The sequence below is a fragment of the Jiangella asiatica genome (assembly GCF_004349065.1).
Taxonomy (GTDB): Bacteria; Actinomycetota; Actinomycetes; order Jiangellales; family Jiangellaceae; genus Jiangella; species Jiangella asiatica.
In genome coordinates, this window is sequence record NZ_SMKZ01000012.1 from 12,820 (window position 1) to 35,925 (window position 23,106).

Sequence of the window (23,106 nt, forward strand, 5' to 3'; positions counted from 1 at the left end):
CTGGCTCAGCGGCGCTTGCGAGCCGCCGCGATGCCGACGGCAGCGCCGGCGACGGCTCCGGTGCCGGCCGCAATGCCAAGCGTCGTGTTGCGCCGCCGACCGCGGTAGTCGCGGATGCGCCAGCCGTGCTTGCGCGCGTGCCGGCGCAGCTTGCGATCCGGGTTGACCGCGCACGGGAACCCGACCAGCGACAGCATCGGGATGTCGTTGGCCGAGTCGCTGTATGCCGAGCAGCGCGCCAGGTCCAGGCCCTCCCGGGTCGCCAGCGAGCGCACCGCGGCGGCCTTGTCCTCCCCGTGCAGGAGGTCGCCGACCAACCGGCCGGTGTAGTGGCCGTCGACGTGCTCGGCGACGGTGCCCAGCGCGCCGGTCAGCCCGAGCCGCCGCGCGATGATGGTCGCCACCTCGACCGGCGCCGCGGTGACCAGCCAGACCCGCTGGCCCTGGTCGATGTGCAGCTGGGCGATCGCCTGGGTGCCGGGCCAGATCTTGTCGGCCATTCGCTCCTCGAAAATCTCCTCGCCCACCTCGGACAGCTCGTCCACCGACCGGCCGGCGATGAACGTCAGCGCCGCCGCCCGTGCCTCGTGGATGTGGTCGGGGTCCTCGCTGCCCAGCATGAACTGCAGCTGCTGGCTGCCGAAACGCAGGATGTCGCTGGTGCGCAGCAGGTCGCGGGCGTGCATGCCGCGGGCGAGGTAGAACAGCGACGCGCCGCGCAGCAGGGTGTTGTCGAGGTCGAAGAAGGCCGCTGCGCGGGTGTCGGACGGTAGCTCGATGCCGGCGATGGCCTCGGCCGTGCTGGCGGCGGCGTCGGCGGCGGCGCCCGTCTCCGCGGCACCGGTCCGGTTCCTGCGGCTGCGCAACCACGCCATGGTCGCCAAGACTAACGGCGCCGCGCCCTGTCCCGGTCGCACTGCCGGTGGGGGCGTACGGTGACTTTGCACTGGCCGCGCATACGCGCCGGTGCGTACCTGCGGTCAGTGCAAGAGGCGTCGGAAGGATCGCCATGAGCGAAGCGGTTCGCGTGCGGCTGCTTGGCCGGCCCGGCTGCCACCTGTGCGATGACGCGCGATCCGTCATCGAGGAGGTCTGCGCGGAGCTCGGCGTCGGCTGGGAGGAACGCAGCATCGCCGGCGATCCGGAGCTGGAGCGGCGCTACGGCGAGCAGATCCCCGTGACCTTCGTCGACGGCGCCCAGCACGACTTCTGGCGGGTGGACGCCGACCGCCTGCGCCGTGCGCTCACCGCCCCCAGCGCTCCGTGATCATCAACTGTTTCGTGCGCCATGACCCACGGGATGGTTGATGATCATGGAGGAGAGTGGCGATGCCTATATAGAGCATGTGGGCCGGAACAGCAACTTTGTGCATCCGTTCACAAGTGGCCTAGTGTAGGGCGCATCGTACGTTCTGCCGGTGCGGGTTCGACACCCGCCCCCCGAATGTCGCCATCCGCGCCGGCCTACCGGGGAGTGTCGTGACCCGAAACAGCCGCCCGTCGCCCGCACCGACACCAGCCGCGGCACCGCCGCGCGGTGTGCCGGAGGCAACGGTCGCGCGGCTCCCGCTCTATCTGAGGGCGCTCACCAACCTGGCCGAGCGCGGCGTCGCCACCGTCTCGTCGGAGGAACTGGCCGTCTCCGCGGGCGTCAACTCGGCGAAGCTGCGCAAAGACCTGTCGTACCTCGGCTCCTACGGCACCCGGGGCGTCGGCTACGAGGTCGACTTCCTGCGCCACCAGATCTCCCGCGAGATCGGGCTGACCCAGGACTGGGCCGTGGTCATCGTCGGTATCGGTAACCTCGGGCACGCCCTGGCCAACTACGGCGGTTTCGCCTCCCGCGGCTTCCGCATCGCAGCACTCGTCGACGCCGACCCGAACCGGGTCGGCGAGCTGGTGGCCGGCCTCAAGGTCCGCCACGCCGACGAGCTGGAGCAGGTGGTCGAGGAGCTCGGCATCGCGATCGGTGTGGTGGCAACCCCGGCCCGCGCCGCCCAGCCGGTCTGCGACCGCTTGGTCGCCGCCGGCGTCACCAGCATCCTCAACTTCGCACCGGCCATCGTGCAGGTGCCCGAGGGTGTCGACCTCCGCAAGGTCGACCTCTCCACGGAACTGCAGATCCTCGCCTACCACGAGCAGCGCAAGAACGGCGCCGCGCTGGCCCTCACCGCCGAGCAGGCCGCCGAGCTCGCCGAGGCGGTGAACGGATGAGCGTCCTGGCCATCGGCGTGTCCCACCGCAGCGCGCCGGTCGAGGTGCTGGAGAGCGTCGCGCTGGACCGCCCGGGCGTGACGAAGCTCCTCGACGACATCCCGTCCTCGGACGAGATCGCCGAGGCCGTCGTCATCGCCACCTGCAACCGGCTCGAGCTCTACGCCGACACCGCCACGTTCCACGGCGGCATCGAGGAAGCCAGCTCGCTGCTCTCGCTGCACACCGGTGCCCCGATCGAGCTGTTGACGCCCTACCTCTACGTGCACTACGGCGACCGCGCGGTCTCGCACCTGTTCCACGTGGTCAGTGGCCTGGACTCCATGGTCGTCGGCGAGGCGCAGATCCTCGGCCAGATCCGTGACGCATTCCGGCTGGCGCAGACCTCCGGTGCCACCGGGCGGGTGTTGTCGGAGCTCTTCCAGAGCGCGCTGCGGGTCGGTAAGCGGGCACACGCCGAGACCGGAATCGATGCCGCCGGCCGCTCCCTGGTCACGCTCGGCCTGGCCCGGGTGCTGCCTGAGGTGGCGGCCGAGGGCTGGTCGGCCGGCCAGGTCGGCGGTTCGTCGTGGCGCGAGCTGGTGCGTGGTTCCAGCGCGCTGGTCATCGGCGCCGGTTCCATGGCGTCGCTGGCCGCGACCACGCTGCACAGCGAGGGCGCTGAGGTCGTCGTCGCCAACCGCACGCTGAGCAAGGGCGCCCGGCTGGCCGACGCCGTCGAGGGCCGGTCGGTGCCCATGAGCGAGGTCGCGGCGGCGCTCGACGACGTCGACCTCGTGCTGTCGTGCACCGGTGCTGCCGGCGTGGTGCTGCCGTACGACACCGTCGCGGCCGCGGTGAGCCGCCGCCGCGGCCGGCCGCTGGCCATCGTCGACCTCGCGCTGCCGCGCGACGTGGACGCCGGCGTGGCCGACCTGCCCGGCGTGGTCTTCGCCGACCTCTCCCGGCTCAGCACCGCCTCCGACGACGACGTCTCCGACGCCCGCTCGATGGCCGGCGACGTCGCCGCTGTGCGGGCGATCGTCACCGACGAGGTGGCCGCGTTCGCCACCGCCCGCCGGGCCGCCCAGGTCGCGCCCACCGTCGTCGCGCTGCGGTCCATGGCCGACGACGTCGTCGACGCCGAGCTGACCCGGATGGCCGGCCGGCTCCCCGACCTCGACGAGCGCACCCGCGCGGAGGTCGCCCGGACTGTCCGGCGCGTGGTCGACAAGCTCCTGCACGCCCCGACCGTGCGGGTCAAGGAGCTTGCCGCGCAGCCCGACGGCGCCTCGTACGAGGTGGCGCTGCGCGAGCTGTTCGCGCTGGACCGCCGCTCTATCGACGCCGTGGCCAAGCCGGACCCCGTCGCCGACGCCGAGCGGACGGAGTCGTCATGACCGGCCGCACCACGACCCTGCGGCTGGGCACCCGCGCCAGCGCGCTCGCGCTGGTCCAGGCCCGGTCGATCGCCGACGCGCTGCGCGAGCGCGGCCATGACGTCGAGCTGGTCGAGATCACGACCAAGGGCGACGTGTCGCGGGCGCCGCTGGACCGCATCGGCGGCACCGGCGTGTTCGTCACCGCGCTGCGCGACGCCCTGCTCGACCGCCGTGTCGACCTCGCCGTGCACTCGCTCAAGGATCTGCCCACCGCCCCGGCCGACGGGCTCGTCGTCGCCGCCGTGCCCGAGCGCGAGGACCCGCGCGACGCACTGTGCGCCCGCGACGGGCTCAAGCTCTCCGACCTGCCCGACGGCGCCCAGGTGGGCACCGGGTCACCGCGCCGGGAGGCACAGCTGCGGGCGCTGGGACTGGGCCTGACCGTCGTCGGCCTGCGCGGCAACGTCGACACGCGGCTGGGAAAGGTGGCCGACGGCACGCTCGACGCGGTCGTGCTGGCCCGCGCCGGGCTGTCCCGGTTGGGCCGGCTCGATGCGGTCTCCGAGGTGCTCGACCCCATGCAGATGCTGCCGGCACCGGGCCAGGGCGCACTGGCTGTCGAGTGCCGCGCCGACGACGACGAGCTGGTCGGCGCGCTGGCCACGCTCGACGATGCCGCCTCCCGGGCGGCGGTCACCGCGGAACGATCCCTCCTCGCCGTGCTCGAGGCCGGTTGTACCGCTCCGGTAGGAGCGTACGCCGAGGCGGCAGAGGGTGAAGATGGCCTCGAGCTCTACATCCGGGCCGTCGTGGCATCTCGCGACGGAACGATGAGTATCCGCAAGTCAGCCACCGGATCCGTCGAGGGGGCCGAACGGCTCGGGCGCGAGCTCGCGCACGAGCTGCTCGACGACGGCGCCGAGGCAGTCATCGACGCCCGTGATCCGGCGTCGTAGGAGGAGATAGTCACGTGACCACTCCGAGACGTGCGCAGCAGCGCACCGAAGAAGGTGGCGTCGCGTTCGTCGGCGCCGGTCCCGGTGACCCGGGGCTGCTCACCCTCCGGGCGGTCGAGGTGCTCGGTGGAGCCGATGTCGTCGTCATCGACGAGCCGGCCCACCGCGCGATGCTCGCACACGCGCCCGGCATCATCGAGGTCGTCGACGTCAGCGCCGACGACGAAGGCGTCACCCTGACCGCGGCGGCGCGCGGGCGCCGTCTCGTGCAGGCCGCCAAGGGGGGCCGACGGGTGGTGAGGCTGCTCAGCGGCGACCCGTTCACTCACGCCACCGGTGCCGACGAGGCGCTGGCCTGCGCCAAGGCCGGCATCCCGTTCGAGCTCGTCGCCGGTGTCGCCACGGCCACATCGGTCGCCGCACACGCCGGAATCCCGCTGGTCACCGGCCGCCGGCGCAGCGTCGAGATTCTCGACGTCGGCGGCAAGGTCGACCTGCGGTCCTGCGCGGCCGACACCATTCTGCTGACCGGGGTCACCGAGCAGCTCGGCTACGTGGCCGAGGCGCTGGTCGAGGCCGGACGGGTGCCGTCCACACCAGTCGCCGTCGTCACGTCGGGCAGCACCGTCGAGCAGCACACCGTGGTGTCCACGCTGGGGAGCGTCGCCGCCGACACCCGCGCGGCCAAGGTGGCCGGGCCGTTCGTCGTCGTGGTGGGCGACACCATCGAGCACCGCGACACCCTGTCCTGGTTCGAGACCAAGGCGCTGTTCGGCTGGCGGGTCCTGGTGCCGCGGACGAAGGAGCAGGCCGGCGTGCTGTCCGCGGCGCTGCGCCGCTCCGGTGCGGTGCCGGAGGAGGTACCCACCATCTCCGTGGAGCCGCCGCGCAACCCGCAGCAGATCGACAAGGCCGTGCGCGGCATGGTCGAGGGCCGCTACGAGTGGATCGCGTTCACGTCGGTCAACGCGCTGCGCGCGGTCAAGGAGAAGCTGACCGCGTACGGGCTGGACGCTCGGGCGCTGTCCGGGCTGAAGGTGGCCGCGGTCGGCGAGAAGACCGCCGAGGCGCTGCGGGCCTGGGGCATCGAGCCCGATCTGGTCCCGTCGGGGGAGCAGTCCGCGATCGGTCTGCTCGCCGACTGGCCGCCGTACGACGAAGTCCTCGACCCGATCAACCGGGTGTTCCTGCCCCGCGCCGACATCGCCACCGAGACGTTGGCGGCCGGCCTGGCGGAGATGGGCTGGGAGGTCGACGACGTGACGGCGTACCGGACGGTGCGCGCCGCCCCGCCGCCGGCCGAGACCCGCGACGCCATCAAGACCGGCAAGTTCGACGCGGTCGCGTTCACGTCCTCCTCGACGGTGCGCAACCTCGTCGGCATCGCCGGCAAGCCGCACGCCTCCACCGTCGTCGCCTGCATCGGTCCGCAGACGGCGAAGACGGCCGAGGAGCACGGCCTGCGGGTCGACGTGCTGGCGCCGGAGCCGACGATCGAGGCGCTGGCCGACGCGCTGGCGCAGTTCGGGATGGCGCGGCGGCAGGCGCTGGTGGAGGCCGGGGAACCGGTCCTCAAGCCGTCGCAGCGACGTCGCGCGTCTGCCCGTCGTAAGAGCGCCCAGTAGTAGCTGAATCTCGCGGTTCGGCCGAAATGATCACGTTCAGAATGATTGTGTGAGCGCGACGGGTCTTGCGGGCCTGGTGCGACACGAGGTTTCGTGGTGAACGTGATCATTTCGGGGTCAGGAAAGGAACGCAGCACCATGGGATACCCGGACGTCAGGCCGCGGCGGTTGCGCCGCACCTCGGCGATGCGGCGGCTGGTCGCCGAGACTTCGCTGGAACCTCGGCACCTGGTGCTGCCGATGTTCGTCCGCGAGGGCGCCACGCAGCCGCGTCCCATCCCGTCGATGCCCGGCGTCGTGCAACACACCATGGAGTCGCTGCGCAAGGCAGCGCTCGATGCCGTCGAGGCGGGCGTCGGCGGGCTCATGCTGTTCGCCATCCCAGCGCGGAAGGACGCGGTGGGCTCTGGCGGCGTCGACCCGAAGGGTCCGCTCAATGCCGCCATCCGCGAGGTGATCGCCGAGGTCGGCGACTCCACCGTCGTCATGGCCGACCTCTGCCTGGACGAGTTCACCGATCACGGGCACTGCGGTGTCCTGGCGCCCGACGGTTCTGTCGACAACGACGCCACGCTCGAGGTGTACGGGCGCATGGCCGTCGCCCAGGCAGAGGCCGGCGTCCACGTCGTCGGGACGAGCGGCATGATGGACGGCCAGGTCGGCGCGGCGCGGCAGGCACTGGACGCCGGCGGCCACACCGACGTCGCGATCCTCGCCTACGCCGTCAAGTACGCCTCGGCCTTCTTCGGCCCGTTTCGCGACGCCGTCGAGTCCTCGCTCACCGGCGACCGCAAGACCTACCAGCAGGACTTCGCGAACGCCTACGAGGCGCTGCGCGAGACCGCCCTCGACGTCGAGGAGGGCGCGGACATGGTGATGGTGAAGCCGGCCATGTCGTATCTCGACGTGGTAGCCCGGGTGCGCGACATGGTGGACGTGCCCGTGGCCGCGTACCAGATCTCCGGCGAGTACGCGATGATCCAGGCCGCCGCCGAGCGCGGGTGGATCGACCTCGACCGGGCCGTGCTGGAGTCGTTGACGTCGATCCGCCGGGCCGGTGCCGACATCGTCCTCACCTACTGGGCCGTCGACGTCGCCCAGCGGCTGCGGGCGGCACGCTGACGCTCGCCCGGCTGTCGGCGGCGGCGGCGGGTAAGGTCGCCGTCGACGTAGTTCGAGGGAGCACAGTTTCATGCACCAACAACGGGAGCAATGGGGTACCCGCGCCGGGTTCCTGATGGCGGCCATCGGCTCGGCGGTCGGGCTGGGCAACATCTGGCGGTTCCCCTATGTGGCCTACGACAACGGCGGCGGCGCGTTCCTGCTGCCGTACCTGGTGGCGCTGCTGACCGCCGGCATACCGCTGCTGGTGCTCGAGTACGCCGTCGGGCACCGCTACCACGGCTCGCCGCCGCTGGCGTTCCGCCGGCTGCACCGGCGCGCCACCACGCTGGGTTGGTGGCAGGTCGCCATCTGCTTCGTGATCGCCGCCTACTACGCGGTCATCATCGCCTGGGCGGTCCGCTACATCGGGTTCTCCATCGGCCAGGACTGGGGCGACGACCCCGAGGCCTTCCTGCTCGGCGACTTCCTGCAGGTGGGTGACCCGGGCTGGGTGACGTCGTACGTCTCGGGCGTGCTGTGGCCGCTTGTCGCGGTGTGGACGTTCGTGCTGGTGGTGCTGGCGCTGGGAGTCCGGCGCGGCATCGAGCGGGCTAACCGGGTGTTCATCCCGCTCCTGGTGGTGCTGTTCCTCGTGCTGGTCGTGCGCGCGCTCTTCCTCGACGGCGCCGGTCAGGGACTGAACGCCCTGTTCTCGCCCGACTGGGACGCCATTACCGACGGCGGCGTGTGGGTGGCCGCGTACGGGCAGATCTTCTTCTCGCTGTCGGTCGGATTCGGCATCATGATCACCTACGCCTCGCACCTGCACGGCCGCTCCGACCTGACCGGCTCGGCCCTGGTGGCCGGCTTCGCCAACAGCTCGTTCGAGATCCTCGCCGGTATCGGCGTCTTCGCCACGCTGGGCTTCATGGCGGCGGCCAACGGGGTCGCCGTCGACGACGTGGCCGAGGCCGGCATCGGCCTGGCCTTCATCGCGTTCCCGCAGATCATCTCGACGCTGACCAGCGGTGCCGGGCTGTTCGGCGTCCTCTTCTTCGCCTCACTCGTGATCGCTGGCATCACGTCGCTCATCAGCATCGTCCAGGTGATGGTCTCGGCGGTGCAGGACCGTACCGGGATGCGCCGGGTGCCGGCGGTGCTCACCGTCGGCGGGTCCGTCGCGCTGGTGTCCGTCCTGTTGTTCCCCACGGCGCAAGGGCTGCACTACCTGGACGTCGCCGACCACTTCATCAACCAGTACGGCATCGTGCTCGCCGCCCTGGTGGTCGTGGTGGTCGTCGCCTGGGTGCTGCGCCGGTTGCCGATGCTGCAGGCGCACGCCAACCTCACCTCGACCGTGCGGCTGGGCGCGTGGTGGCAGGTCGCGCTCGGTCTGGTCACGCCGGTGATTCTGGCCTGGATGCTCTGGGACAGCCTGCGCCAGGAGTTCGAGGAGAACTACGCCGGCTACTCCGGTGAGTTCCTGGTCAGCGTCGGCGGGGGCGTGGCCCTCGGCGCGATCGCTGTCGGCGTCTTGTTGTCGCTGTTCCCATGGCGTGGCCGCGACGAGTTCCTGCCGGTCGAGCTCGACTCCGTCGGCGGGAGGGAACGCGCATGAGCACCGGAGCCGTTCTGATGTTGATCGTCGCCATCCTCATCGTGTGGGGAGGGCTCGTCGCGAGCATCGTGCATCTGCGTCGTCATCCCGACCTCGGACCGCCCGACCGTGACTGAAGCCGGACATTACATCTGGATTCGTCCGCTTACTTGACTGGTTCCAGAAAAGGGCCGAGGATCGTCTCGTGCCCACCGACGAGCAGCTCCGCGACGACGCCGCCGCCCGGCTGCGCGCCGCCGGTCTGCGGGTCACGGCCCCCCGGGTTGGTGTCCTGGTGGCGCTGGAGCGGGAGTCACACGCCGACGCCGACACCGTCGCCCGCCACGTCCGGACATCGCTGGGCGCGGTGTCCACGCAGGCCGTCTACGACGTCCTGCACGCGCTGACCGAGGCGCAGCTGCTGCGGCGCATCGAGCCGGCCGGATCCACGGCGCGGTACGAGACCCGGGTCGGCGACAACCACCACCACATGATCTGCCGGGGCTGCGGCGTCATCGTCGACGTCGACTGCTCCGGAGCGGCGCCGTGCCTGGTACCCGCACACGCTCACGGCTTCGACGTCGACGAGGCCGAGGTGACGTTCTGGGGTCGCTGCCCGGCGTGCCAGAACGACGACGACACTCGTGACAAGGAGAACGGATGAGTCCCACCCCGCACACGACCAGCAACTCCGGCGCCCCGGTCGAAAGCGACGCGCACTCGCTGACCGTCGGCCCCAACGGTCCGATCGTCCTGCACGACCACTACCTCGTCGAGAAGCTGGCCCAGTTCAACCGCGAGCGGGTGCCGGAGCGGGTGGTGCACGCCAAGGGCGGCGGCGCGTTCGGCGTGCTGGAGGTAACCGAGGACGTCAGCCAGTTCACTCGGGCCGCGCTGTTCCAGCCGGGCGCCCGCACCGAGGCGCTGGCGCGGTTCTCGACCGTTGCCGGTGAGCAGGGCAGCCCCGACACCTGGCGCGACCCGCGTGGTTTCGCGCTGAAGTTCTACACCACCGAGGGCAACTACGACCTCGTCGGCAACAACACCCCGGTGTTCTTCCTGCGCGACACGATCAAGTTCCCCGACTTCATCCGTTCGCAGAAGCGGCTGCCGGGCTCCAACCTGCGCGACAACGACATGCAGTGGGACTTCTGGACGCTGTCGCCGGAGAGCGCGCACCAGGTCACCTGGCTCATGGGCGACCGCGGCCTGCCGCGCACCTGGCGCAACATGGACGGCTTCGGCTCGCACACCTACCAGTGGATCAACGCCGCCGGCGAACGCTTCTGGGTCAAGTACCACTTCCGCACCGACCAGGGGCACGAGTTCCTGACCCAGGCCGACGCCGACCGCATGGCCGGTGAGGACGCCGACCACCACATCCGCGACCTCTACGAGGCCATCAACCGCGGCGAGCACCCGTCGTGGACGGTGCACGTGCAGGTCATGCCGTACGCCGACGCCGCGGACTACCGGTTCAACCCGTTCGACCTGACCAAGGTGTGGCCGAAGGGCGACTACCCGCTGATCAAGGTCGGCACGTTGCGACTGGACCGCAACCCGGAGAACTACTTCGCGCAGATCGAGCAGGCCGCGTTCGAGCCGAGCAGTTTCGTGCCCGGTATCGCCGCCAGCCCGGACAAGATGCTGCTGGGCCGCATCTTCTCCTACGCCGACGCGCACCGGTACCGCATCGGCACCAACTACGCCCAGCTGCCGGTCAACGCGCCCAAGGCCGAGGTGAACTCGTACTCCAAGGACGGCTCCATGCGGTACTCGTGGGCGTCGCCGGAGCGTCCGGTGTACGCGCCGAACAGCCACGGCGGCCCGGCGGCCGATCCGTCCCTGGTGGGAGACGCCGGCTGGGAGTCCGACGGTGAGCTGGTTCGCGCGGCGGCCACGCCGCACGCCGAGGACGACGACTTCGGTCAGGCCGGCACCCTGGTCCGCGAGGTGCTCGACGACGCTGCCCGCGACCGGCTGGTGGGCAACATCGCCGGTCACGTGAGCAAGGTCACCACCGACGAGCTGCGCCAGCGCGTCTACGCCTACTGGTGCAGCGTCGACGAGACCCTCGGCAAGCGCGTCGAAGAGGCCGTCGGCCGCTGACGTGACCGCCCGGTCCCGCTCGGCGCGGAGCGGGACGGGGGCGGCGTTCTGACTGATCGTGCAGCTTGCGAGAATGGCCTGGTGACCTACGACGACGTGCCGCGCAGTGCGGAGCTGTTCGACCGTGCGCGGGCCGTGACGCCCGGCGGGGTCAACTCACCGGTGCGGGCGTTCCAGGCCGTTGGCGGGACGCCCCGCTTCATCGAAAGCGCCAGCGGCGCCTATCTCTACGACGTCGACGGGCGCGAGTACGTCGACCTGGTCGGCTCGTGGGGGCCGATGATCCTCGGACACGCGCATCCGGCCATCGTCGAGGCGATCCGCGCCCAGGTCGGTCGCGGCACCTCGTACGGCACGCCAACCCGGCCAGAGGTGGAGCTGGCCGAGGAGATCGTCGCGCGCACCAGCGTCGAGCAGGTGCGGCTGGTCTCCAGCGGCACCGAGGCCACCATGAGCGCCATCCGGCTGGCCCGCGGCGCCACCGGTCGGGAGAAGGTGGTGAAGTTCGCCGGCCACTACCACGGGCACGTCGATACGCTGCTGGCCGCGGCGGGCAGCGGCGTGGCCACGTTCGCGCTGCCCGACACCCCCGGCGTCACCGGCGCCTCTGCCGGTGACACCATCGTGCTCCCGTACAACGACACCGCGGCGGTGAAGGCGGCGTTCGCCGAGCACGGCGACCAGATCGCCTGCGTCATCGCGGAGGCCGCCGCTGGCAACATGGGCGCCGTCGCGCCAGGCGACGGTTTCAACGTTTTCCTGCTCGACACCGCCCATGAGCACGGCGCGCTGCTCGTGCTCGACGAGGTCATGACCGGCTTCCGCGTGTCGCGCTCGGGCTGGCACGGCCTCGACGGCGTCACCCCGGACATCACCACCTTCGGCAAGGTGATGGGCGGCGGCTTCCCGGCCGCCGCGTTCGGCGGCCGGGCGGACATCATGGGACTGCTGGCGCCGGCCGGCCCGGTCTACCAGGCCGGCACGCTTTCGGGTAACCCGGTGGCGACGACGGCGGGCCTGGCCACGCTGCGGCTGGCCGACGACGCCGTCTACGCCCATTTGGACTCCACCGCGAAGGCCGTGGGCGACCTCGTCGGCGAGGCACTGTCCGCGGCCGGGGTTCCGCACGTCGTCCAGTACGCCGGCAACCTGTTCAGCGTGTTCTTCGTCGATGACACCGGTCCCGTCACCGACTTCACGTCCGCCAAGCGCACCGACACCAGGCGGTTCGGCGCGTTCTTCAACTCCCTGCTGGCCGCCGGGGTCTACCTGCCGCCGTCGGCGTTCGAGGCGTGGTTCGTCAGCGCCGCGCACGACGGCCGGGCGCTGGACCGCATCGCGCAGGCCCTGCCGGCGGCAGCCGCTGCGGCCGCTGCCGCCGGTGGCGCAGGGGTGGTGTCGTGACGGAGACGACGAAGGTGCACCTGCTGCGGCACGGCGAGGTGCACAACCCGACGAAGGTGCTCTACGGCCGGCTCGCCGGGTACCACCTGTCCGAGCTGGGTCAGGCGATGGCGCAGCGGGTGGCCGACGCCGTCGCCGACCGCGACGTCGTGCTGCTGGCCAGCTCGCCGCTGGAGCGTGCCCGTGAGACCGCGGCACCGATCGCGGCCGCCCTGGGCCTGGAGGTTCGGCTCGACGACCGGCTGCTCGAAGCTCTCAACGTGTTCGAAGGGCTGACCTTCGGCGTCGGCGACGGCTCGTTGCGGCACCCGCGGCACTGGCGCAACCTGCGCAACCCGTTCCGCCCTTCCTGGGGCGAGCCGTATCGCGAGATCGCCGTCCGGATGCTGGCGGCCATGGACGACGCCCGCCGCGCGTCCGCCGGCCACGAGGCGCTGCTGGTGTCGCATCAGCTGCCGATCTGGACGGTGCGTGGCGCCATCGAGGGGCGCCGGCTCTGGCACGATCCGCGCCGCCGCGAATGCGCGCTGGCCAGCCTGACAACCGTCACGTACGAGGGCGACACCGTCGTGTCCGTGGCCTACACCGAGCCCGCCGGCGACCTCCTGCCGCGGGCCGGCAAACCGTTTTCGGCGGGTGCCTGATGCGCCGGCTCGCGCGCGCCGCGACGTCCGTCGTCGCCGTCGTCGCCGTCTTGATGGTCGCCGCCTGCAGCGACGGGCAGGTCGAGCGCAGCGACAACGCCAACCAGGCCGGCTACATCGCCGGCGACGGCACCATCGGCATCTACGAGCCCTCCGAGCGCGAACCCGCGCCGGAGTTCGGCGGTGAGCTGCTCGACGGTGGCGAGTTCAGCCTGGCCGAGGCCGCCGGCGACGTCGTCGTGCTCAACATCTGGGGCTCGTGGTGCCCGCCGTGCCGCAAGGAGGCACCCGACCTGCAAGCCGTGTACGAGACGGTGGCCGGCGACGGCGTGCAGTTCGTCGGCGTCAACATTCGCGACAACAGCAAGCGGGCGGCCACCGCGTTCGAGGACGAGTTCGGCATCACGTACCCGAGTGTCTACGATCCCAAGGCCGACGCGCTGCTGGCCTTCCGCGACACCGTCCCGCCCAGCGCCATCCCAAGCACACTGGTGATCGACCGCGAGGGCCGCATCGCCGCCCGCATCCTGGGCGGCATCGGCGAGGCGTCGCTTCGCGACATCGTCACCGAGATCGCGGCGGAGGGGCCCGCTGAGAGTTCGTGAACACCTTCGGCGACACAGTTCTGACCGGTTCGCTGGCGCTGGCCATCCCGGTCGCAGCGCTGGCCGGGCTGGTGTCGTTCCTGTCGCCGTGCGTGCTGCCGCTGGTGCCGGGGTATCTCGGCTACGTGACCGGGCTGTCCGGTGCGGAGCTGGCGGCCGGGCGCCGGGGCCGGGTCCTGCTCGGCGTCTGCCTGTTCATCCTGGGCTTCACCGTTGTGTTCGTATCGTATGGCCTGCTCTTCGGTGGCCTGGGCAGCCTGCTGCTGGAGCACGGCGACGTCATCACGCGGGTCCTGGGCGTGGTCACCATCGTGCTGGGGTTGCTGTTCGCCGGCTGGCTGCCGGGCCTCTCGCGCGACTGGCGCACCGACGTCCGGCCGGCGGTCGGGCTGGCCGGTGCGCCGCTGCTGGGCGCGGTCTTCGGCATCGGCTGGACACCGTGCATGGGCCCGACCCTCTCCGCGGTGCAGTTCCTCGCGTTCGACGAGGCCAGCGCCGGTCGAGGCGCGTTGCTGTCGTTCGCCTACTGTGTGGGGCTGGGGCTGCCGTTCCTGGCTGCCGCGGTCGCCTACCAGCGGGCCGCCCGGTGGTTCGGGTGGGTGCGCCGGCATCAGCGGGCCGTGATGCGCGCCGGCGGCGTCATGCTGATCGTGCTGGGGGTGCTGCTGGTGACCGGGGCGTGGAACGAGCTGATGGGCTCTATGCAGGGTTGGGTCCGCGGCTTCGACGTGGCGGTGTAGGGGTGTGGGGTCGATGACGACGCAGACCGACCAGCGGCCGCCGGTGGACAAGCGGCCGCCGCCGCTGAGCGGGCTGGAGCTGGCCCGTTGGGTGTGGCGGCAGCTGACGTCCATGCGGGTCGCGCTGATCCTGCTGTTCCTGCTCGCGGTCGCGGCGATCCCCGGCTCGGTGATCCCGCAGACCGATGTCAACCCGCTCCAGGTCCGCGACTTCCGCGCCCGCAATCCAACGCTCTCGGAGTGGTACGACCGTCTCGGGATGTTCGACGTCTTCTCCGCGCCCTGGTTCGCCGCCATCTACCTGGCGCTGATGGTGTCGCTGATCGGCTGCATCCTGCCGCGCAGCTGGCAGCACTGGAAGGCGATCCGGGCCCAGCCGCCCAAGGCGCCGCGCCGGCTGTCGCGGATGCCCGCCTACCGCCAGGTCGAGGTCGACGCGGCGCCGGACGAGGTGCTCGCGGTGGCCCGGGCCGAGCTGCGGTCGCGGCGATACCGGCTGCGCCGGGCCGGCACGGAGGGTGAGGCGGACTCCGTCGCCGGCGAGGTCGGGCACCTGCGTGAGACCGGCAACCTGATCTTTCACCTGTCCGTCGTCGTGGTGCTGCTGGCGGTGGCCCTGGGCGGGCTGTTCAGCTACCGGGCGACGGTGCTGGTGACGGAGGGCTCGGGATTCAGCAACCAGGTGATCCAGTTCGACAGCTTCTCGGCCGGGGCGCTGTTCGACACCACCGACCTGCCGCCGTTCTCCATGGACGTCGAGTCGTTCCAGATGGAGTTCGTCGACTCCGGCGCGCAGCTGGGCCAGGCCGACAACTACGAAGCGTCGGTGACGGTGGTGCCCGAGCCCGGCGCGGAGCCGGAGTCGCACACCATCCGGGTCAACGAGCCGTTGGACATCGACGGCACGTCCGTCCACATCCTCAACCCCGGCTACGCGCCCGCGTTCACCATCCGCTCGCCGGACCAGACGGTGCTCGCGGAGGGCCCGGTGCCGTTCCTGCCCGAGGATGGCAACTTCACCTCCAGCGGCGTGGTCAAGGTGGAGGTGCCGCCGGAGCTGGGCGAGGACATCGGCCTGCAGGGGTACTTCCTGCCCACGGCGGAGGTCGACCAGAACGGCCCGCGCTCGGTCTTCCCCGGCGCCCGCAACCCCGCGGTGTACCTGACCGCCTACCACGGCGACCTCGGGCTCGACGACGGCCAGCCGCAGTCGGTGTACCGGCTCGACACCTCCGCGATGGAGCAGTACGTGCGGGCCGACGGCGAGCCGTTCCGGGCCGAGCTGACCGTCGGCGAGACCATCCAGCTGCCCGACGGCAACTACATCACCTTCGACGGCTACGTGACCTGGGTCAACCTGCAGATCGGGCGCAACTCCGGACGCGAGATCGCCCTCATCGGCGCGGTCACCGCGGTGATCGGGTTGATGGGTTCGCTGTACGTGCGCCGGCGGCGGGCCTGGGTGCGTGCGAGCGTCGGAGCCGAGGGGCGTACCGTGGTCGAGGTCGCGGGGCTGCACCGCACCGAGGGCTCGGGCGCCGATCGCCTCACCGACGAGATCGGTGCCGTCACCGATGGGCTGCTGCTGCGCCTGAACGGCGCGGAAGGGGAGAGGGAGAGCTGATGGACCTCGACGCCGTCGCCGAGTGGAGCCGCTACGTCGTCTCTCTCTCGGTCTTCGTGTACCTGGGCGCCTGGCTGGCGTTCTGTGCCGAGGCCGGGTTGCGCAGCCGCATCCGTCGCCTGCTCGAGGCTACGGCCGCGGTGGACACGCCGGCGACGGAGCTCGTGGGCGTGAGCGCTGGCGCCGGCTCGGGCTCCGCTGGTGGCGGGGTGTCCGACGACGCCGACCCGGCGGCTGGCGCCCCCGAGAGCCTGCTCGAGCGCGCCGAGCGAACCGGGCGGAACGGCCGGTCGCTGCTGGTCCTCGCCACGGTGGTGCTGGCCGCCGGCGTCACCATGCGCGGCATCGGCACCAGCCGGGCGCCGTGGGGCAACATGTACGAGTTCTCCATCACCGGAGCGCTCGTCGCGTCGCTCGTCTTCCTCGTGCTGGCCCGCACCGTCGTCGGCCGTGCCGTGGCCGTCTGGGCCGTCCTGCTGATCTTCGTCACCCTCGGCCTGGCCGTCACCCTGCTCTATGTGCCGCCGGGGCCGCTGGTGCCGGCGCTGCGCTCGTACTGGCTCGTCGTGCATGTGGGCGCCGCCGTCGTCGCGTTCGGCCTGTTCACCGTCTCCGCCGTCGTCAGCGGCCTGCAGATCGTGTCCGAGCGGGCCGCGGCCCAGGGCCGGACGACGGGGTTCGGCGCGGCGCTGCCCGAGTCGTCCACCCTGGACCGGCTGAGCTACCGCCTCACCGCCGTCGCGTTCCCGATCTGGACGTTCGGGCCGCTCATCCTCGGCGCCGTCTGGGCCGAGGTCTCATGGGGCCGGTACTGGGGCTGGGACCCCAAGGAGGTGTGGGCGCTGATCACCTGGCTCGCCTACGCCGCCTACCTGCACGCGCGAGCCACCGCGGGCTGGAAGGGCTCCAAGGCCTCGATCGTCTCCCTGGTGGGCTACGCCACCGTGCTGTTCAGCTACTTCGGCGTGAACATCTTCTTCAACGGCTTGCACTCCTACGGCGGCCTGTAGACCGGAAGCGGTCACGTCCGCCCCGATCCGGGGGCGCGAGACCTCGAAATGATCACGTTCACCACGAAATCTCGTGTCGCACCATGCTTGTGAGCATCGTGGTGCGCGCATAGGCCTCGTGATGCCCGTGGGCCATCGACGGGCCGGTTCACACTGGCTCAGAGGCGCTCATTGCAAAGGCGCCCGCGACGTCGTGCTGGGCCGGCCGGGGGGCGCACCGGCGGGGCGCCGGGATGACGGGCAATGGCTGGTCAGCGGGAGTCGTCCTCGTCGTCGCCGCCGTGGCGGGACTCGTCTTCCCGCTTGCGCAGCTCGGCCTCGGCGTCCTTGCGCTCCTGCTCGCTCGTGGGCTCGTCCCCGGGCTTGTCGTCGCGGCGGATCTGCTGCTCACGGCGGCGGAGGTCGGCCTCCCACTCGCCGAGCATCTTCTCGTGGCGGGTGTCGATGTCGCGTAGCTGCCGCAGGAACTCGGGGTCGTCGTCGGGGGCGACGGGCCGTGGCGCTGGGGCGGCGGGTCGGCGCGACTCGCGGACCTTGCCGATGGTCAGCCACAGAATGGGCCCGATGAGCGGGACGAGAACGATGATGGCCAGCCAGATCACACGGTTCAGCGACCGGAATCGCGCGGAGTCGGTCTGCAGGCAATCGATCAGCGCATAGACCAGCAGCGCGATCGCCACCACGATTGGTAGTACCCGACCCACCGTGAAGACCTCCCCAGCCTATGTCCGTTCCTGCCACCAGACTAGGTGAGCCGCCGGTCGAACCGCACCCCGGAGGCCCCGCCGTTCCTCGGAGACCATCGCGCCGCGCCCCCGGCTGGGGTGCGCGGCGCGGTACGGGTCGTGAGAACGCGATCAGGTGAAGAACCGGCGGCGCGGGCGCGCACCGGCTCGGGCGGCGGACACCCGGCGCGCCTGCTCCGCCTCGCGGCGAAGGTCATCCAGGCGGGCCTTGGCGAGTTCCAAGCTGTACAACTGTGCTCCTTCAGGCAAAATCATAAGAGTATCTAAGGCAAACTTGCTTTTGCCCCTAGGATTCTAAATTACGAAGACGTAACAGATCAATCTCGGTACGGGTGATGCTCACCACGTTGCCGACCCGCTGACGAGCACTGCGAGGATGGAGCGTCATGGACACCGTCGATGCGCGTTTGGTGGCGGCGTTGCGGGCCAATGGCCGCGCCTCATACGCCGAGTTGGGGCGGCTGGTCGGGCTGTCGGGGCCGAGCATCCAGGAGAGGGTCCGGCGGTTGGAGGAGCGCGGCGTCATCACCGGCTACCGCGCCACCGTCAATCCCACCGCGCTCGGGCTGGGTCTGACCGCCCTGATCGGCCTCGTGTTGTCGGACTCGGCGGGTCACGACGAGGTGGGTGCGCGGCTCGAGGACGTCCCCGAGGTCGAGGACTGCTGGTTCATCGCCGGTGACGAGGCGTACATGCTCAAGGTCCGAGTGGGCGACGTCGAAGGTCTGGAGCGGCTGCTGAACCGGTTGGTGCGCGTCGAGGGCGTCGCGCGCACCCGGACCACGCTGATCATCTCTGCCCGCTTCGAGGACCGGCAGGTCGAAGCGAGCGACGAGGAGCTGGTCGGCAGCCGCTGACGGGGTGCGTCCAGCCCGGGATTGTGGGTAACGGATCGCGTGTTGGTACCTGACGGGTACGAGCGAGCACAACCACGCAAGGGAGGGGTCATGCCCACGATCAACAGTCCGTTGACGGACGATGCCTACAAGGTCGTGACCGAGGCGCTGCGCGACGCGCTGATCGACCTCATCGACCTGTCGCTGCTGGGAAAGCAGGCGCACTGGAACGTCGTCGGGCCGCGGTTCCGCACAATCCACTTCCAGCTCGACGAGGTCGTCGACGCGGCACGCAAGCACGCCGACATCGTCGCCGAGCGCTCGGCCACCGTCGGCAGCCCCGCAGACGGCCGGGCCGAGACGATCGCGCGCGACACCCAGATCACCCGCCTCGACGCGGGTTGGATCCGCGACGACGACGTCGTGGCGGCGTTCACCGGGCTGTACGAAGGTCTCATCGCGCGGATGCGCCAGCGCGCGCAGGACGTCGAGCAGGCCGACCCGGTCAGCAACAACATCCTGCTCGACGTCGTCGAGGAGCTGGAGAAGCAGTACTGGATGTGGCAGGCCGAGCGGTCCTGACCGACGAGCATGGGCGATGATGCTCCCGTCCCGAGTCGCTGTGGAACGGAAAACGGTGAGCATCATGCCCGACGCCTCCGGCCTGGTCACGATCGACGACGTACGTGCGGCGGCCGGCCGGTTGGACGGCGTCGCGGTGCGCACACCGCTGGTGCCGGCGGCCTGGGCCGGCGGTGAGCTGTGGCTGAAGCCGGAGGGCCTGCAGACCACCGGCGCCTTCAAGCTGCGCGGCGCGTTCAACGCCGTCGCCCTGCTGGACGACGACGAGCGAGCCCGCGGAGTCGTCACCCACTCCAGCGGCAACCACGCGCAGGCATTGGCCTGGGCGGCGGCGGCACAGGGCATCCCGGCCACCGTCGTCATGCCGGACGCGGCGGCACCGTTGAAGGTGGCGGCTACCAGGGCACTCGGCGCCGACGTCATCATGGTGCCGTCGGCGGAGCGGGACAGCCGGGTCGAGCAGCTGCGAACCGAACGCGGTCTCACGTTCATCTCACCGTTCGACCACCCCGGGGTGATCGCCGGCGGCGGAACGGTCGGGCTGGAGATCGCCGCGGACCTGCCGGACGTCGACACCGTCCTCGTCCCGGTCGGCGGCGGCGGGCTCATCTCGGGCATCGCCGTCGCGATGGCCGCGGCGGCTCCGAGCGCCCGCGTCGTCGCCGTCGAGCCAGAGCTTGCCGCCGACCTCGCCGAGAGCCTGGCCCGCGGCGAGCGGGTTCGCTGGGACCCCGAGCGCACCTACCGCACCATCGCCGACGGCGTCCGGCTCCCAGTGGTCGGGGAGCTGACGTGGCGGCACATCCAGGCCCATGTGGACGAGGTGGTGACGGTGCCCGAGGACGCGATCCTGGCCGCCATGGCGGCGATCGCCACCCGCGGCCGGATCGTCGCCGAACCAACCGGCGCGCTGACCACCGCGGCGTTCCTGACCGACCCGGGCCGATTCGGCCGGAGCGTGGCCGTCGTCTCCGGCGGCAACGCCGACCCGACGCTGCTGGCGAAGGTCCTCATGGACGCCGCAGGCTGGACCCCTCGTCCAGCCAGCCGGTGACGCCGCCGATCATCTTCTTGACCGGCCGGCCGAGCCGGGCCAGGCGCAGGGCGGCCTTCACACCTGGAGGAGATCGCCGGCAGGCTGGCCGCGCTCGGCAGCGTCACCACCTCCGTCATCTACTCCTCGCCGCTGATCTCCTTCGTCCTCTCCGGCACCACGGACAGCGGCGTCACGGGCAGCTGATCCGGCGCAGGGTGAGGTCCAGCTCGGTGACCCGTCCGGGCGCCACCCGAGCCGACACCGTCCGTGGAACCCAGACGTCGCTGCCGGCGAAGACCCGTAGCGGGTTCTGCCCCACCGGCAGCCACAGGGTGTACGAGCCGTCGGCGCCGGTGCGCAGGTCGTGGGTCTCGTCGCGGGCCTCGATCCACACGTCCGTGCCGCTCAGCGGGACGGTGGACCCGTCGCAGGCCACCCCGGAGACGGTGCCGGACACCGCACCCCAGGTGCGCGGCGCCACTGTGTCCAGGACCAGGTCGACCTCGCGCTGGTCGTACGGGGTGTCGTCGCCGCGCACCAGGAGCGTGCCGTTGTAGGCGCCGGGCTCGTCGCCGGACACCGTCAACGTCACCTCCATGCTCTCGCCGGGCGCCAGCGTCGTCGCCGGTGCCGCCGTCTCCAACCAGGCCGCGTCACGGTCGCTGGCGCAGTCGGTGTAGCCGGGCAGCGTCTCGACGAACGGGCTCTCGGCGTAGCCGGCGAACCCGCCGCCGACCCGGGTGAAGCCGCAGGTGCTGCCGCCGCGAGCCAGGTTGTTCGCGGTGGCCGGCAGCTCGCTCCACGCGTCGGTGACCGGGTCGTAGGCGAAGCCGGCGGTGACGGAGTCGTGGTAGCGCCCGCCGTTGACGCCGCCGGAGACCAGCAGCTTGCCGTCGGCGACGGTGTGCCCGGCGGCGGCGAGGTCGAGCGGCAGCGGCGCCACCGGCGTCCAGGTGTCCATCTTCGGGTCGTACTCGTACGCGGAGGTCATGGTGGGGACGCGGATCAGGAAGCCGCCCGCGCAGTACGCCTTCGCCTCGATCGCGCCGCACATGGGCTCCGCGATAGGCTCGGGGTAGTCGGCGACCTGGTCCCACTTTCGGGTCGCGGGGTCGTACCGGAATACGTCGTCGGTGCCGCAGTCCTCGTCTTCGCTGCTGAGGCAGCCGCCGACCACGTAGAGCTTGCCGTCCAGGACGAAGCTGCCCCCGCCGGTGACCGGGATCGGGGCGCCCGGCTCGGTGGTCCAGGTGCCGGCGGCCGGGTCGTAGACGTCGGTGCCCTCAGAGATGCCGCTCTCGTAGATGCCGGGCTCGCGGCCGCCGGTGACGTAGAACTTGCCGTCGATGAACTCGCCGACCGGAGCGGACCGTCCGGTGGGCATCGCGGGCAGTGTCGCCCAGCTGCCGACGGCGGGGTCGTACACCCACCCGCGGGTGATGCCGATATCGAACCCGCTGCGTCCGCCGACGGAGTAGATCTTGCCGTCGTGCATGCCGGCGACGTTCTCGACGATGTCCACCGGATAGTCGGGCAGCGCCTGCCAGGCGGTCGCCGCGACCTCGGCGGCGGTACCTGGAGTGGCGGCGGTCTGCTCGCCGCGCGTGTGGTCCTCGGTGCGCGGGACGAATGACCCCGGCCGCTCGGCGAGCGTGACGCCGGTGGGCTCGGTGCCGTCGTTGGTGACCGTGACGGTCGCGGTGGCCGGCTCGCCCAGCTCCGCGTCGAGGTCGAGCGACGTGACGCTCGTGGTCAGCATGCCGGCGCCGAGCTCGACGTCCGCCGTCGCGGTCGTGCCGGTGACGACGTCGGCGGTGATCGGCGCCTCGCGGTACTGCAGCCGCGACGCGGTGAGCTCGCGGGAGCCGGTGCCGGGGACGAACAGCCAGTAGAAGCCGTCGTCCGCGCTGGTGGTCGAGGCGGTGCCGTCCGCGGCTCCGACGCTCGCGCCGGCGACCGGCTCGCCGGTGTTGCCGTCGGTGACGTGGCCGGTGACCATCCCGCCGTCGATCGGGGCGCAGCTGCGGTCACCGACATAGACGTCGTCGAGCTGCCACCAGTTGGCGGCGGTGTACGGCCCTTCGTGGTAGCGGAACCGGACCTGGACCTCGTCCTGCCCGGCCGCCTGCGGGATCGGCACGACCTCCGCGCCAGGACCACGTACGGGCTCTACCTGGTGCCACACGGTCTCCCAGGTGGCGCCGCCGTCGAGAGACAGGTCGACGTCCGCGATGCCGGCGGCGCCGCTGTCGTAGACGAAGGTGTCGAAGTCGCTGGCGAAGCCGATCTCCGGTGCGGCAAGGTCGGTGAGATCCATCACCGGCGTCACCAGGGAGGTGTCCTGCCGGTTCGGGTAGCTGTAGAAGTAGCTGTCGACGATGGCGAACCCGGCCCGTCCGCCGGTGAGGTTGCCGCGCTCGCCCGGGTCGTCGAACCGCCAGACCTGCTCGTCGCCGATGCCGTCGACGACGCTCCAGCCGTCCGGCAGACCGTCGTCGAAGCTCGCCGCCACCCCGGCGGACTCCAGCTGGTAGCCGGGGGCGAAGCAGCGTGCCGGATCGATCGCGAGGACCACGTCCGCGGTGGCGCCGGCCTCGACCTGCGTCGTAACCGGCTCGTAGCCCGGGTACCGGCTGGTCACCGTCACCGTGTGGGTACCCGGCGGGAGGTCGAGCTGGTACTCGCCGGTCGCCGGGTCGGTGAGCGTGGTGGCGTCTGGCTGGCCCTCGACACTGACCTGGGCCCACAGCGGCCAACCCTGCCCGGAGCCGTCGCGGACGGTCCCGGTGACGGCGGCCGTAGCCTCCTCCGCGGCGGCGGTGGACCCCGTCACCAGGGCGGCGCCGGCCACGCCGGCGGCCGCGATCATGGCCAGGGCCCGGCGGGCGCGGGTCGTGCGAGGGTGCCTCATCA

At 71.4% G+C, this 23,106-nt stretch carries 22 protein-coding genes and 1 pseudogene; 19 read left to right on the plus strand and 4 right to left on the minus strand.

The genetic code is table 11. The features are described 5' to 3' along the window. Window positions 1-5: 5 nt before the first annotated feature. The gene (locus E1269_RS10310; protein WP_131894052.1) at window positions 6-875 is read right to left on the minus strand and encodes an HAD family hydrolase; all 870 of its coding nucleotides are present in this window, start codon (window positions 873-875) and stop codon (window positions 6-8) included. Window positions 876-1,009: 134 nt separating this feature from the next. Here E1269_RS10310 and E1269_RS10315 point away from each other — a divergent pair, with 134 nt between their 5' ends. From E1269_RS10315 to ccsB, 16 genes are all read left to right on the plus strand, one after another. Further along, complete coding sequence (locus tag E1269_RS10315; protein WP_131894054.1) at window positions 1,010-1,267, plus strand: glutaredoxin family protein; 258 nt, start codon at window positions 1,010-1,012, stop codon at window positions 1,265-1,267. 212 nt (window positions 1,268-1,479) lie between these two features. After that, on the plus strand, window positions 1,480-2,214 hold the full coding sequence (locus E1269_RS10320; protein ID WP_131894056.1) for a redox-sensing transcriptional repressor Rex: 735 nt from the start codon (window positions 1,480-1,482) through the stop codon (window positions 2,212-2,214). After that, a complete protein-coding gene (locus E1269_RS10325; protein ID WP_131894058.1) occupies window positions 2,211-3,593 on the plus strand; it encodes a glutamyl-tRNA reductase in 1,383 nt (460 codons plus the stop codon). The genes E1269_RS10320 and E1269_RS10325 overlap by 4 nt, the downstream gene beginning before the upstream one ends. Further along, window positions 3,590-4,531 (plus strand): hydroxymethylbilane synthase, encoded by a 942-nt coding sequence (hemC, locus tag E1269_RS10330; RefSeq protein ID WP_131894060.1) that lies wholly within the window; start codon window positions 3,590-3,592, stop codon window positions 4,529-4,531. The genes E1269_RS10325 and hemC overlap by 4 nt, the downstream gene beginning before the upstream one ends. A gap of 14 nt (window positions 4,532-4,545) precedes the next feature. Continuing rightward, complete coding sequence (locus E1269_RS10335; RefSeq protein WP_131894062.1) at window positions 4,546-6,156, plus strand: bifunctional uroporphyrinogen-III C-methyltransferase/uroporphyrinogen-III synthase; 1,611 nt, start codon at window positions 4,546-4,548, stop codon at window positions 6,154-6,156. A 138-nt stretch (window positions 6,157-6,294) separates the two neighbouring features. Further along, a complete protein-coding gene (hemB, locus tag E1269_RS10340) occupies window positions 6,295-7,278 on the plus strand; it encodes a porphobilinogen synthase (protein ID WP_131894064.1) in 984 nt (327 codons plus the stop codon). Between the two features lie 70 nt (window positions 7,279-7,348). After that, the gene (locus E1269_RS10345; RefSeq protein ID WP_131894066.1) at window positions 7,349-8,878 is read left to right on the plus strand and encodes a sodium-dependent transporter; all 1,530 of its coding nucleotides are present in this window, start codon (window positions 7,349-7,351) and stop codon (window positions 8,876-8,878) included. Beyond that, entirely contained in the window at window positions 8,875-8,994 is a 120-nt protein-coding gene (locus E1269_RS10350; RefSeq protein WP_131894068.1) for a methionine/alanine import family NSS transporter small subunit, read from the plus strand. The genes E1269_RS10345 and E1269_RS10350 overlap by 4 nt, the downstream gene beginning before the upstream one ends. A 68-nt stretch (window positions 8,995-9,062) precedes the next feature. Next, entirely contained in the window at window positions 9,063-9,521 is a 459-nt protein-coding gene (locus E1269_RS10355) for a Fur family transcriptional regulator (protein ID WP_131894070.1), read from the plus strand. Further along, window positions 9,518-10,966 (plus strand): catalase, encoded by a 1,449-nt coding sequence (locus E1269_RS10360; RefSeq protein WP_131894072.1) that lies wholly within the window; start codon window positions 9,518-9,520, stop codon window positions 10,964-10,966. The genes E1269_RS10355 and E1269_RS10360 overlap by 4 nt, the downstream gene beginning before the upstream one ends. Window positions 10,967-11,047: 81 nt before the next feature. Then, window positions 11,048-12,370: a glutamate-1-semialdehyde 2,1-aminomutase gene (gene hemL, locus E1269_RS10365; RefSeq protein ID WP_239000850.1), complete on the plus strand. Its 1,323-nt coding sequence runs from the start codon at window positions 11,048-11,050 to the stop codon at window positions 12,368-12,370. Further along, window positions 12,367-13,014 carry a histidine phosphatase family protein gene (locus E1269_RS10370; RefSeq protein ID WP_131894076.1) on the plus strand — a complete coding sequence of 216 codons (648 nt, stop codon included), beginning with the start codon at window positions 12,367-12,369 and terminating at the stop codon, window positions 13,012-13,014. The genes hemL and E1269_RS10370 overlap by 4 nt, the downstream gene beginning before the upstream one ends. Next, window positions 13,014-13,619 (plus strand): TlpA family protein disulfide reductase, encoded by a 606-nt coding sequence (locus E1269_RS10375; protein WP_131894078.1) that lies wholly within the window; start codon window positions 13,014-13,016, stop codon window positions 13,617-13,619. The genes E1269_RS10370 and E1269_RS10375 overlap by 1 nt, the downstream gene beginning before the upstream one ends. Then, entirely contained in the window at window positions 13,616-14,359 is a 744-nt protein-coding gene (locus E1269_RS10380) for a cytochrome c biogenesis CcdA family protein (RefSeq protein WP_131894080.1), read from the plus strand. The genes E1269_RS10375 and E1269_RS10380 overlap by 4 nt, the downstream gene beginning before the upstream one ends. Window positions 14,360-14,372: 13 nt before the next feature. After that, window positions 14,373-15,983 carry a cytochrome c biogenesis protein ResB gene (gene resB, locus E1269_RS10385; protein WP_131894082.1) on the plus strand — a complete coding sequence of 537 codons (1,611 nt, stop codon included), beginning with the start codon at window positions 14,373-14,375 and terminating at the stop codon, window positions 15,981-15,983. Beyond that, the gene (ccsB, locus tag E1269_RS10390) at window positions 15,983-16,993 is read left to right on the plus strand and encodes a c-type cytochrome biogenesis protein CcsB (RefSeq protein ID WP_131894084.1); all 1,011 of its coding nucleotides are present in this window, start codon (window positions 15,983-15,985) and stop codon (window positions 16,991-16,993) included. The genes resB and ccsB overlap by 1 nt, the downstream gene beginning before the upstream one ends. Window positions 16,994-17,244: 251 nt before the next feature. On the opposite strand, the gene E1269_RS10395 is transcribed toward ccsB, so the two are convergent. Next, window positions 17,245-17,676, minus strand: coding sequence for a PLD nuclease N-terminal domain-containing protein (locus E1269_RS10395; protein ID WP_203433317.1), 432 nt, complete (start codon window positions 17,674-17,676; stop codon window positions 17,245-17,247). Window positions 17,677-18,125: 449 nt separating this feature from the next. Here E1269_RS10395 and E1269_RS10400 point away from each other — a divergent pair, with 449 nt between their 5' ends. The 3 genes from E1269_RS10400 to E1269_RS10410 all read left to right on the plus strand — a co-directional run bounded on the left by E1269_RS10400 (window position 18,126) and on the right by E1269_RS10410 (window position 20,211). Continuing rightward, complete coding sequence (locus E1269_RS10400; RefSeq protein WP_131894088.1) at window positions 18,126-18,596, plus strand: Lrp/AsnC family transcriptional regulator; 471 nt, start codon at window positions 18,126-18,128, stop codon at window positions 18,594-18,596. A 90-nt stretch (window positions 18,597-18,686) separates the two neighbouring features. Then, a complete protein-coding gene (locus E1269_RS10405; RefSeq protein WP_131894090.1) occupies window positions 18,687-19,157 on the plus strand; it encodes a Dps family protein in 471 nt (156 codons plus the stop codon). Between the two features lie 64 nt (window positions 19,158-19,221). Then, window positions 19,222-20,211, plus strand: a complete 990-nt coding sequence (locus E1269_RS10410) for a threonine ammonia-lyase (RefSeq protein ID WP_131894092.1) — start codon at window positions 19,222-19,224, stop codon at window positions 20,209-20,211. Here E1269_RS10410 and E1269_RS34195 read toward each other — a convergent pair. Then, window positions 20,168-20,269, minus strand: a pseudogene (locus tag E1269_RS34195) (rhodanese-like domain-containing protein); the annotation flags it as partial. The gene E1269_RS10410 and the pseudogene E1269_RS34195 overlap by 44 nt on opposite strands. Window positions 20,270-20,383: 114 nt before the next feature. Beyond that, window positions 20,384-23,104, minus strand: a complete 2,721-nt coding sequence (locus E1269_RS10420; RefSeq protein WP_162606332.1) for a carboxypeptidase regulatory-like domain-containing protein — start codon at window positions 23,102-23,104, stop codon at window positions 20,384-20,386. Between the last annotated feature and the right edge of the window lie 2 nt (window positions 23,105-23,106).